The sequence below is a fragment of the Pseudonocardia sp. ZF1 genome (assembly GCF_056835605.1).
On the sequence record NZ_JAJNBY010000002.1, the window covers coordinates 223,814 to 235,734 of the forward strand.

6 protein-coding genes and 3 pseudogenes are annotated in these 11,921 nt (G+C 69.3%); 6 read left to right on the plus strand and 3 right to left on the minus strand.

The window, feature by feature from the left end:
- The first annotated feature begins 81 nt into the window (after positions 1-81).
- From ZF1_RS28190 to ZF1_RS28205, 4 genes and pseudogenes are all read left to right on the plus strand, one after another.
- Positions 82-798 carry a ParA family protein gene (locus ZF1_RS28190; protein ID WP_253068802.1) on the plus strand — a complete coding sequence of 239 codons (717 nt, stop codon included), beginning with the start codon at positions 82-84 and terminating at the stop codon, positions 796-798.
- 3 nt (positions 799-801) lie between these two features.
- Positions 802-1,728 (plus strand): ParB/RepB/Spo0J family partition protein, encoded by a 927-nt coding sequence (locus ZF1_RS28195; protein ID WP_253068801.1) that lies wholly within the window; start codon positions 802-804, stop codon positions 1,726-1,728.
- Positions 1,729-2,553: 825 nt separating this feature from the next.
- Positions 2,554-2,643, plus strand: a pseudogene (locus ZF1_RS28200) (IS3 family transposase); the annotation flags it as partial.
- Between the two features lie 128 nt (positions 2,644-2,771).
- Positions 2,772-3,599 (plus strand): IS5 family transposase, encoded by an 828-nt coding sequence (locus ZF1_RS28205; RefSeq protein ID WP_337826785.1) that lies wholly within the window; start codon positions 2,772-2,774, stop codon positions 3,597-3,599.
- 18 nt (positions 3,600-3,617) lie between these two features.
- Here ZF1_RS28205 and ZF1_RS28210 read toward each other — a convergent pair whose 3' ends face one another.
- A complete protein-coding gene (locus ZF1_RS28210) occupies positions 3,618-4,211 on the minus strand; it encodes a plasmid pRiA4b ORF-3 family protein (RefSeq protein ID WP_337826784.1) in 594 nt (197 codons plus the stop codon).
- A 107-nt stretch (positions 4,212-4,318) separates the two neighbouring features.
- On the opposite strand from ZF1_RS28210, the pseudogene ZF1_RS28215 reads away from it, so the two are divergent.
- Positions 4,319-4,685, plus strand: a pseudogene (locus ZF1_RS28215) (DDE-type integrase/transposase/recombinase); the annotation flags it as partial.
- Between the two features lie 382 nt (positions 4,686-5,067).
- Here ZF1_RS28215 and ZF1_RS28220 read toward each other — a convergent pair.
- Positions 5,068-5,932: pseudogene (locus ZF1_RS28220) on the minus strand (IS5 family transposase); the annotation flags it as partial.
- Positions 5,933-6,351: 419 nt separating this feature from the next.
- On the opposite strand from ZF1_RS28220, the gene ZF1_RS28225 reads away from it, so the two are divergent.
- A complete protein-coding gene (locus ZF1_RS28225; RefSeq protein WP_482638811.1) occupies positions 6,352-7,047 on the plus strand; it encodes a hypothetical protein in 696 nt (231 codons plus the stop codon).
- Positions 7,048-7,211: 164 nt separating this feature from the next.
- On the opposite strand, the gene mobF is transcribed toward ZF1_RS28225, so the two are convergent.
- On the minus strand, positions 7,212-11,903 hold the full coding sequence (gene mobF / locus ZF1_RS28230; protein ID WP_337826780.1) for a MobF family relaxase: 4,692 nt from the start codon (positions 11,901-11,903) through the stop codon (positions 7,212-7,214).
- Positions 11,904-11,921 lie beyond the last annotated feature (18 nt).

Here is an 11,921-nt window from a genome sequence, read left to right on the forward strand (position 1 = left end):
AAGGCGTGGGCAGGGTCTGCCACGATGGAGGGGATCCGAAGTACCACCTGCCAGGTGGGAAGCAGACGGAGGGATTACTCCATGGCTCGCGTACATGTGGTTGCAAATCAGAAGGGCGGCGTCGGGAAGACGACCGTCACGGTCAACTTGGCCGCGGTCGTCGCGGACACCCTGGGCGGGACCGCAGAGTCGTCGCCGGTTCTGGGTGTTTCCACTGACCCACAGGCCTCGATGCTGGAGTGGGCCCAGCGGGTCGGGGACGACCTGCCGTTCGACTTCGAGCAGTGCCACGACAATCCGCAGTTGCTCGGCAAGTTGCGGGAGATCAAGCAGTACTCACACATCTTCGTCGACACCCCGGGGAGCCTGGAAGACGAGTCGATTCTACAGACCGTCCTGACACAGGCCGATGATGTCATCGTCCCGCTGGAGCCCGAACCAATGTCGTTCTCGCCGGCGACGCGCTCCATCCAGCGGGTCATCGAGCCCGCGGGGGTCCCGTGGCGCGTGCTGCTCAACAACTGGGATCCCCGCGACGGGACGGGCGACCTCGACCAGACCCGCGACTATGTGGCCGCGAAGAAGTGGCCCGTGTTCAACACGGTCATCCGACACTACAAACTCCACACACGTGCCTCAGCCGAGGGCGTCACCGTGGTCCAGTACGCCAAGAACCGCGTGGCCCTCGAAGCGCGTCAGGACTTCTTCAAACTCGCCCTGGAGGTCCTCGGCACTGGTGGTGAAGGGCCGCGACACGCGAGCGGTGTAAACGACGTTTACACCCCTGGTGAGGGCTGAGCCGTGGGTAAGCGCGTCAACCTGGCGGAGCTCGCACGGGAAGAGGTGCCCGAGGACTACTCGGCCCGCACGCCAGTCGAAGCATCAGCCGCCCCGGCGCCACCGCCGCCGACCGCCCCCCAACCTGTCGTGGAAGCGGATCCCGGTCCGGCCACGTCGATGCTCCCGGTCGGGGACATCGTGTCCAACCCGCTCAACCAACGCGCTGCCGCGGACGAAGAGGATGCCGAGTTCTACGAGCTCGTCGCGACGATTGGCAATCACGGGGTCTTGCAGCCCATCGTCGTCTGCTCGGCTGCTGCTTTCGTCGATCGGTACCCCGAGCAGCAGGCCGCTGTGGGCAGCGCCCGTTGGGTAGCGCTGATCGGCAATCGCCGGCTTCGCGCCGCTGGGGTGGCTGGGCTGCAACAGATCCCGGCTCTGGTCAACGACGACCGGGTCGCCTCGATGTACGAGGTCATGCTGGTGGAGAACAGCCACCGCAAGGCCCTTGGTCCACTCCATGAGGCAGAGGCGATGAAGCGCCTCCTCGAAGAGGCGAACATCAGCCGGCGGGCTTTGTCGACACGGATCGGACGCACTCCGATGTATGTCAGCCAACGGATGGCCCTGCTCGACCTGATTCCTCCGCTGCGGGATGCACTCGAGACCGGGACGCTCAAGCTCGAGCAGGCCCGCCAGTTCGGCACTCTGCCGATATCGGAGCAGGAAGCCATCGCCGCAGCCGGCCCCCCGTATCGGCGGCGGCCGGCGGGAGGCGCCCTGGGTAACTCCGAGTTGCCGAAGCGCACGCGCCGCAGCATCGCGGTGTCGAGCCCGGCTCGCGCCGCTGCGTCGATCCGGGAAGTGTTCACCGAGACCGAACGGGCCGAGCTCGTCCGTCTGCTCCTCGAGTCCACCACCGCGCCTGACGCCAGTCCTGCGGAGTGACGGCGTAGGACGAGCCAGATCCTCTGGCTCCGAAGTGCAGCGGCACCTGCACATGGTCTGGGTGTAAACGACGTTTACACCCAGGCCTTTCGCTGCCCATTCGATCCTCTGATGATCCACCGCCGCGGGTGTCGGCACACACGCGATCGGTTGGTGCCGACAGCTCGCACCAACGTTGTGCAGGTCCGCGATAGGGCGACCACGGCCCTGTCAAGCCCCACCAGTGAACCGCCCCGGCATGGCCGGAGACTTGATCTTCTGAGGAGATGGAGCCAGGACACGTCGTCGTTCCCAGGGGCACTACCCACCGAAGTTGCGGGAGCGGGCGGGCGGTGCGCATGGTCGCCGAGATCGCGGGTGACTACGACTCGCAATGGCCGGCGATGCGCGCGGTCGCGGAGTACTTGGGGGTCGGCTCGGTGGGACGGTCCGCAAATAGGTCCAAGCCGAGCTCGACACCGATGACCGGCCGGAACCCACGACCGAGGAGTCCGAGGAGCTCAAGCGCCTGCGGCGGGAGAACACCGAACTTAGACGGGCCAACGAGATCCTGGGGACGGCGTCGGCCTTTCTTCGCGGCCGGGATCTACCGGGCACAGAGGCGCTGGTGAGGTTCATCGACCAGCACGTCGCCCACACCACCGCGGGCCGGCGGTGGGTCGACCTGTGCCCAGCTCGCCGAGGTGGGTGCGGCGATCCTCCCGCCGACTTACTACGCCGCCCGGGCCGCAGCGCCGACTCGCCAACAGCAGCGCGACCGGGGGGCTGACCGCCCAGATCCGGCGGGTGCACGCCGAGAACTAGGGCGTCTATCGGGAGCGGAGGGTGTGGGCTCAGCTATACCGCGAGGGAGCCGAGATCGCTCGCTGCACGGTCGAGCGGCTGGTGCGCGAAGCCGGGCTAGTCGGGGTGCGCCGCGACCGCCGGATCCGGACCACGATCGCCAGTGCCCGGGCCCCGGGCGGCGGACTTAGAGGTCGTTGCAGAAGTCGGGGTGTGTCGGTCCTATGTAGATGGATCTGGTCGGGTGATGCTCGGGGTCGATGGCAAGGGCATCGACGGTCGAACGACTGGTCACCGACGAGCTGTGGGAGCTGGTTGAGCCGCTGCTTCCCCGGCCTCGGCCACGTCGGCGAGGCGCGCGGACGGGCCGGCCACCGGTACCGGACCGGGCCGCGCTGGCGGGGATCGTGTTCGTGCTGGCCACGGGGATCGGCTGGAACGACCTGCCGCCCGAGTTGGGCTGTGGATCAGGGACCACCTGCTGGCGACGGCTACGCGACTGGCAGCGGGCGGGGGTCTGGGGTGAGCTGCACCGAGTGGTCCTTGATCGGCTCGGCCAGGCTGGGGTTCTGGACTGGTCGCGAGCTGCGGTGGACTCGGTCAGCGTGCGCGCCAAGCGCCGCGGCGAACAGACAGGGCCCTCGCCGACCGACCGTGGGAAGGCCGGGTCGAAGTACCACGTGCTCTGCGACCGCAACGGCCTGCCGCTGCACGCGGTCGTGTCCGGCGCGAACACCCACGACAGCCGGATGCTGGCCGAGCTGCTCGACACCAATCCCGGCGTCCGCGAACGGTGCGGCCAGGCCGGACGCCCGCGGCGGCGTCCCGGCAAGCTGCACGCCGACAAGGGCTACGACTACCCACGGTGTCGGCGCTACCTCTCCGGGCGCGGGATCGGGGTGCGGATCGCTCGCCGCGGAGTCGAAGACTCGGCCCGGCTCGGCCGGGTCCGGTGGGTCGTGGAGCGCACGATGGCCTGGCTGCTGTCGTTCCGGCGGCTCGGGCTGCGCTACGAACGCTCCCGCACCAGCATCGAGGCCTTGCTGAAGCTGGCGTGCGCGTTGATCTGCTTGCGCCGTCTGCCCTGAACGACCCCTCGCGGTGGATCAGGACCGCGCCGTCGCGCTCGACCCGGCCAGCGGCGACCAGGCCAACCGCTCCAGCGCTCGGTCGGTGCCGGCGAGGTCGAAATGGTGCGGATCGAACTGGTCCGAGCCCCACCACTCGACCCGCTCGGCGTGCTCAGCATGATCGGGATCGGCGAGCGCGTCGACGAACTCCGGGTAGCCGAACACCCCGCCCACGTCCTCGGGTGGACATGCACCCTGCCCCTCGACACAGCGCGGGTAGCGCACCCCAGGCTCTGGAGTGGTGACTGCGTCGACGGTCAGGACGTGGTGCCAGTTGTCGCCGAAGTCGTAGACATAGCCCGCGTCCTGCCCGGCGGCCAGCACCCGGAACAGCTTCGTCTTGGCCTCGTCGAGCGTGCCGGAGTCCCAGTCCGGATCAGGCATCCCATAGCGCACAGCGTCGATCTCGAACTCGTGCAGGTGGGAGTTGGTCCAGCCCATCGCGTCCTGCACGACCTCGTGCAGGACCGCGAGACTGGCCTCACCCGGGACCTCGACCACCCGCCGCACGGTCGGTTCGACATCGACCAGCACGATCTCGATCCGGAAGATCTTCGTCTTCGTCGTCACCCGAGGCCTCGCCATGCCCGCGATGCTCCCACCGCCCCTGGGAGCGCCCGGTACCCGCTCCCGGACTTCTGCAATGACCTCTTAGTCGGGCGCCCGTGCGACCGGCAGCGCCCGACCGGTTGCCGATCGCTGACTTCACCTACGTCCCCACCCTGGTCCGGGATGGTCTACGTCGCGTTCGTCATCGACGCGTACTCGCGACGGATCCTAGGCTGGCGCGCAGGCACCTCGACGCGCACCGAGCTTGTGCTCGACGCACTCGAGCAAGCGGTATGGATCCGCGCACAGGACAGCCACGACGACCTGCCTGGGATCATCGCCCACTCCGACGCCGGGTCTCAACACCGGTCCATCGCCTACACCGAACGCCGCGCCGCGGCTGGAGCGGCACCCTCGGTCGGGTCGGTCGGCGACGCCTACGACAACGCCGTGGCTGAGTCCACGATCAAGCTGATCGAGACCGAACTGATCAAGCCATGTCGATCGGAACTAAGATCCCGTCTCTGCAATGGTGGGCGCAGGGACAAGGACGACCGCCCCCAGACCAGCGCCGACAGCTGATCGAGTCAGTGTCGGCTTCGCAGCCCGAGGCCTGTAAACGGCGTTTACCCCATCCTGCACGGTCGCGACTTCGCCCCGAGCCGAGATTCCTGGAGCGGCGACGGCTTCGAGGGCGAGCTAGATGCTGCAGCCCGACCCTCCCGCTTCGACAGCGGTGCAGACCTGACCGAGGTCCGGCATCGGTCAGGTGAAAGGACCTCCATCCCTGATGACTATTTACTGCCAGCCCTACCACTGTTGCAACGACTCCCCGCCGTGCTCTTAGAGCGTGTTTGAGAAGATCAAGTCGCGGGTGTGAAGACGTATTTCTGTTGGCGGGCGGCCGGCTTGCCGCGGGCGATGCGGCGGGTGATGGTGTTGATCGCGGCCCAGCGGATCATGGCCTCGGAGACGGCGGGGTGGCGTTCGTAGTCGCGGGCCAGACGGCGGTGTGCGGTCAGCCAGGCCAGTGTCCGCTCGACCACCCAGCGGCGCGGGAGGACGGCGAACCCGCGCTGCTCAGGCGGTTTGCGCACGACCTCGACGCTGGTGCGCAGGATCGTGTTCGCCCACTCCAGCAGGCGTCCGGCGAACCCGGCGTCGGCGTAGACGAACCGCACCCTGGTGCGCAGGTACAGGTCGAGCAGGATCGACTTCGCCCCGTCGCGGTCCTGCACCGACGCCGAGCACACCACCGTGGTCAACAGCAGGCCCAGGGTGTCGGTCACGATGAACCGCTTCCGGCCGTTGATCTTCTTCCCTGCGTCGAAGCCGCGCGAGTCCTGCCCGACGGTGTCGGCACCCTTCACCGACTGCGAGTCGATGATCCCCGCGCTCGGTTCCGGGTCCCGCCCCTCGTCGGCACGTAGCTGACGGCGCACGACCGGGAGGATCTTCTCGGTGACCTTCTGCTGTTCCCACCGGTTGAAATACCAGTAGACGGTCTGCCAGGGCGGGAAGTCCGCTGGTAGAGCCCGCCAAGCGCACCCCGCCCGCACGACGTAGAGGATCGCGTCGACCACGTCCCGGCGCGGGTGCTTCTCCGGACGCCCACCCGCCCCGGCCTCGGGCAACAGCGGTTCGATCAACGCCCACTGCTCATCGCTGGTGTCCGAGGGATACCGCCGCTGACGCCGAGCCACCCGTCCACGATGGACCAGAGCGCGGCCCGCGCGGCGCAGACACGCCGACCCTTCTCAAACACGGTCTTAGCGCGCTGACCGTAGGTCTCATGCTCTGCACTTCCCCCGCCCGCTGGCGGCGCCAGCTGCACACCCCGCTCAGCTGCAAGCCTCGCTGGATCTTGGCGCAACCGCTCGACCCACCACCTGGACCAGGCTATTTGCGATAGCCTGTCACTTTAGTGACTATCGAGCCTTTCCGGCTAAAAGCCCAACCAACTGGCTGGTGCAGAACTCTGACCGAAGAACTTCCCTTAGGCTAAGGGAGGGCCCCACCTGCACTTGCAGCGACATCGGGACCAGGGGCGGGGTAGGAGGCCAGGATGATTCGTGGTCGTTTTGGCGATACCCATGTCGCACCGGCACCGCTCCTCGATGTCGGTGACGCCCATGCGTCGCCGCCAGCTGACTCACATGAGGTGCAGTTCCGCATTCCTCTCTCGCTCTCGGCGATGCTCGACGGCATGGCCAGAGCCGGCTTGGACGAGGACGTCGCGGCGTGGGGGACGGCCTACACCCAGCTGGTGCAGGACCAGGTTCTGCGCCGTGTGCAGGAGGCGTGTGGCTACGCGGCTGATCCCGCGAGACCGGATGTCGGTCGCCCGGCGCGTCTGGAGTTGGCGGCCGTGGTGGAGGCTGCGGTGCCGGGGATCGACGCGACGCGGTGGCACTGTCACGTCTACATCGGGTCGACAGCTTGCGTGCTGGCCACGGGGGAGCGTTTCCCTGTCTACGTCCCGCAGATCGAGCGGGGTGTCTTCGGCCTTGCCCACAGCTTCCACAACGCCGACGTGCGAGAGCTCGCGGAGCGCGAGTTCGGTGTTACCTGGGGTGATCCAGGCCCGACGGCCACGGTCGAGGAGATCGTGGATCCGCCGTGGCACGAGCACGTCGATCCTTCGGCTGTCCGTGGGGTGTGTCTCGGGCCGTGGGAGGTCCAGGGTGTGCGTGTTGTAGCCGACGAGGAGAGCCTGCGTGTTGCTGCAGAGCAGGAGGGGTTTCTGCGCGCGGAGCTGGAGCGGCGGGAGTCCGAGCCCGAGCCGTCGCCGCCGACGCTGATGGAGCGGTACGCCGAGTTGCTCGGTGATGCGGCGGTTTCACCGCGGTCGCGCTGACCGGAGCCCGTCTGCGCGGCAACTGCCGCCGCTGTTCCACCGCGTCCGGGAAGTATCGACCGGGCAGGCTGCTGGGGTGGGGCGGGACACCCCCGCGGGGAGCCTCCGCGCTCTTGTGCGGAGGCTCCTGGCTTTTCGTCGGGCCGCCGGGAGGGCCGGTTGGGTTAGTCGTCGTAGCCGTAATCGGTGTCGTAGGGGTCGTAGTCCGCGCCGTACTCATGGCCTTGTTCGTGGCTCTGTTCGGCCTGGCCACTGTGGTGCTGGTGGCGTTCGTTCTCGATGGCGAGCTGGTCGCGGTGGGCCCGTTCGGCATAGCCGGTGTCGGGGTCGCGGTCCTGGTGGTGCTGGTCGTTCTGGACACGGGCCTGCTGGTGCAGCTCTCGGAGCTGCGACTCGCGGGTCACGCGGCGTAGATCATCCACTGCGTCGCGTGCCGCGCCCGGGTCGCGCTCGCCGATGTGGCGGGCGCCGTTGTCGGCGGAGGGTTCCTCCTGGGTTGCCTCGGGTGTCGCGCTCGCGCGCGGCTCCTGCACGTCCGGTTCGACCGTAGGAGAGTCGTCGGAGTGCCCGAGGTCCGGGGCCGGCGCCGACTCCGAGTTCGCGCCCGGACCCTCATGCTCGACACTCGACTGCGCGGCAGCTGGGCTGCTCTCGGGCTCTGCGGCCGCGGCGGGCTCTGGGACATCGGTGGACAGGATGAGTTGTTCCCCAGCCGCCGGTGTCGGGGTGTCGCGCCAGGCGGGAAGCTGGCGTCGTTCCAGTTCCCCGGCCGCGGCCTGGTCGGCCTCGCGCAGCGGAGCGACGTCGTCCCACCACTGCTGCCGGGCCTCGTACTCCTCGGCCAGGTCGGTCGCTTGGGCGTTGTAGGCCTGTGCGAGGGCGCGATAGCGGTCGGCGGCCGCGAGCAGATCGTCTCGGCCGGGTCCGTCGGCTGTGGCGTCTGCTTCGGCTGCGGTGAGCACGGCGTCGTCGTTGATCTCGGTGGCCAGCCGCTGGGTCGCGGCCAAGTCCTCACCGACGGCGCGGGGCCCGTACTCATCGGCGTGATACAACGCGAGCGCCCAGGCTTCGCGGGCCTGGTAGAGCTCGCTGTCGGTCTTGTGCTGCCAGGCCAGCGCGGTCGGGTCCGGGTCGAGAGCTTCGGTGGCTTCGCGCCACAGCGCGTAGGCGAAAGGCTGCTGGGTCGGGGGCGCCTGCCCAAGGGAGGACTGGTGCTCGGGGATGCCGCGGTACTCCCGGTACGCCGCGACCACTCCGGCGCGGTGCTCCCATGCGCGGCGGGCGTCGGTGTCGTCCTGGCCGGGGACAGCAGGGAGCCGGTCGAGCGCCCACTGCGGCGGGTCGAGAGCGATCTGGGTGCCGAGTTCGCGCTGCCGGTCGGTGGCCAGTTCCCCGAGCTGGTGGAGGTAGTCGCGGACGGGGCCGGGAGCCAGGGTGTCGGCGACCGCGGTCCAGTCGTGCTCCGGCTCGGCAGTTCCGTTCTCCGGTGCGCGGTCGGCAGTGAGCTCTCCGACGCGCCAGTGCAGAACCTTCGCGATGGACTCGGCGTCGTCGAACCCGCGACGCGCGACGGCCTCGATGAGCAGTGCGCGCGGGTCGTGTCCGTCGAGTTCGGCGGCGTAGACGGTGGCCAGCATGCGTCCGTAGGCGTCCTCGCCCTGCAGGCGTTCCATCTGCTCGTCGGTGAGCAGTTCCGTGAGGATTTCGGCGTTGCGGCCGCCGGAGGCACGCATGCTGACCTGGTTGATCAGGGCACCTAGAGTCTCGAACGAGGCAGTGTCGTGCTCGGCGACCTCGCGCACGGTCAGCGCCGCTTCCGCGACCTCTGTGCGCGCGAGGATGTCGGTGAGCCGCTGGGCGGGTGTGTCCTCGATGCGCCGCTGGTCGTGACCGTCCGGGGCCTGCTCGGTGACCATGTAGAGCAGGTTGGTCTCCCTCCCGCGGCTGATCGGCACATACACCGACTCGCGGGTCGCGTCGCGGTCGAGCAGGCCCCGCCCGACATCGACGGTCACGCCTTGGGCCGCGTAGGCGGTGACGGCGTAGCCGAGGATGACGTGCTTCTTGACGTACTCGGGGGTCAGATGTGCGACCGCGCCGCGCTGGTCTCGGGCCAGGATCGCGCCGGCGGGGCTCAGGCCGATGACGGTGTAACGCTCCTTGTTCAGGACCTCGCCAACGGTCCCACCAGGCGCGGGGTCCACGCGCAGTCGCCGGTCGTTGCGGGTCGCTTGGATCAGGTCCCCGACCCCAATCTTGTTCTCGACACCCCCGCGGTTCACTATCGCCAGGACATCGGGCGATACGCGCCCGAGATCAACGAGGGTCTCGTGGACCTGTTTCGACATCTCCGCCGCAGTTCGGTTGGTGCCGACGATGAGCAGGGCGTCCTTGCCCTCGATCATGTCGGCCATGTGCCCGCGCACGGCGTGCTCGCTCATCTCCTTCACCGTGCCCGTGCGCAACCGCCCCCGGTCGGCGTATGCCGCGACGGCTGCGACGTCGCCCACCCGAAGCTGCAGCGACGCCTCGGCCTCCCAGGCGTGGCGGAACCGGTGCACTGTGTCCAGCTCGAGCACGCCGGCCTGGGCGGCGAGGTGAGCGAACATGCCGCCTGCGCCGACCGGCTGGAGCTGGTGGTGATCGCCGACCAGCAGCACCTTGGCCCCGGCCGCCGCGGCAGCGTCACTGATCTCGGTCAGCTCGGCGGTGGTACTCATGCCGGCCTCGTCGACGATCACCAGGTCCCCGGCGCGGAGCCGATCACAAACCTCGCCGGTGGTCGGGTCGGGTAGGAACCGCTGCCGCCACTGTGCGGTGTTCATCCCCTCTAGGCCGAGCTCGGCCAGGTTGCGCGCGGCCATCTCCGCGGTCGCCAAGCCCAGCACTCGGCCACCTTGCTCACCCGCCCACACGGTCGCCAGGGCCCCGACGGTGTGCGACTTCCCGGTGCCCGCCGGCCCGACCAGGACGTCCACTGTCCGCGCGGACCCCAGCACCCCGGAAATCACCGCAGCCTGGTCTGGGGACAGCTTCCCAGCACCGAGTGCTCCCCCGAGTTCGGCGAGCCGCGCGGCCGGAAGCGGGATGAGGCTGTCGGTGCGGCTGTAGCCCAGCAGCCGCTCTTCGGCGGTGACCGCCGCGGTGGTCGCGTAGCGCTCGTCGATGTGGGCGCGGAACATCGATCGGCCGTCACCACTGGCGCCGAGGCGGCGCAGCTCGTCCGGGACCGGCACCGGATCGGACGCGGAGACCTGCACGATCCCGAACTGACCGGGTGCGGCCAGCACCGCCTCGGTGAGGGTGGCCATGAACGCCGGACGGGCGGCCGCCGCCACCCCGAGCGCGGCCGCGTGGTCGCCGAGGTGGTCGTCGATGGCCGCGGTCAGGTTTCCGACCGTCCACGTCGCATACCGGCTCTGGACATCGGCCACTCCGGCCTCGATAGCGATGGCCACTGCCCCCGCGAGCGTGGCCGCGCCCTCCCCGACAGGCGTGTTGTGGCCGGACACCGCTCGGCCGGCGCCGATGACCGCCAGGACCTCAAGCGCAGCCTCGCGTCCGTCGATGGCCTGTGCCTGGTCACCATGTGCGAACACCGGATGGGTGCCGTTGGCCGCCGCGGTCATCACCACCTCGTCGACCGCGTCCAGTGCGGCCGCGAGCCTGCCCACCCGCCCCGACTGTCCGGTCGTCCACGCCAGTACCGCGGCCGGGCCGGCCAGACCCCGCTTCGGTTCGCGGGTGCCCTTGACCGCCTGTTCCACCAACGCCCGCCGCGCCCGCGGCCCCGGGGCCCGCCCGTGCCGGGCTGTGTACGCCTCCACCAGCTCCGCGACCGCCGGGCGGACACGCTCCAAGGTGCGGGTGCTCGCCTGTGCCAACAGCTCCGGGTCGAACCCGGCGATCTCCCGCGCCAGCCCGTCAGGCCGCAGCTGGAACAGCACCCCCATTCGCTCGGTCAGCAGCTGCTGGTATGCCCGCGTGTAGGCCGCCGACAGCGCCTCCTTCACCGGCCGGAACGCCTGCCCATCCAGCGCGAGCACCCGCCCATCGGCGGTCGCGGCACGGTTGAGCACCCCGGCGTGCGAGTGCAGCTGGGGCTCACCGTCACGGTTGGTGTGGTGGCCATAGACCACGGCGGCCAGGCCCGTGGCCGCCTCCCACTGACCCACTGTCCGCCCCGACGGGCCCCGGCCCTCGTGGCGGCCCGAGCGGACATACGCCACGTCGGACTGCACCGACGACAACGCGATCCGCACCGCCTCGTCGTGCGCCCAGCGGACCGTCTCCGCGCCGTCGTTGTCGCCCGCGGCGAGCAACGCCGTGTAGTACATCGACACCGACTTCACCGGCGAGAACGTCACGTCGTAGTAGGCCGTCGGAGTCCGGGTGTTGCGGGTCGCCGCCGTCTCGATCTCGAATCGCCGCTCCGCCGACGCGGTCGGTTCTTCCTTGAGTGCGTCGGCCACGATCTGGGCTGCCGTGCGGAACTTCCGCGGCTTCGAACCGAGGTAGACCGGCGTCTTCTCGGTCGACCCCGCGAGCACGTGCTCTGGATAACGCAGCTGCCCGAACACCGCCCGAACGTCATCCGCTGCAGCCGTGTCGCCGGCCGCGAACGGCAGTCCGAGAGCCTCGAAACCGGCACCGAACCAGACGCCGTCGGGCTCGCCGCGCTCGGCCGCAGAGGTCAGATACTCGGCCGCCCCGGGGATCCGCTGAAAGCCATCCCCGGCGTTCTCGACACCCTGTTCTGAACCGTGCTCGTAGCTCTGTTCGGGGCGCGAATCGCACCCGTGGAGCAGGTACTCGACAGACCCGGGCGCCATCGCAGTGACCCGCACGACGCCCATGGCGAGAACGCTACGCGA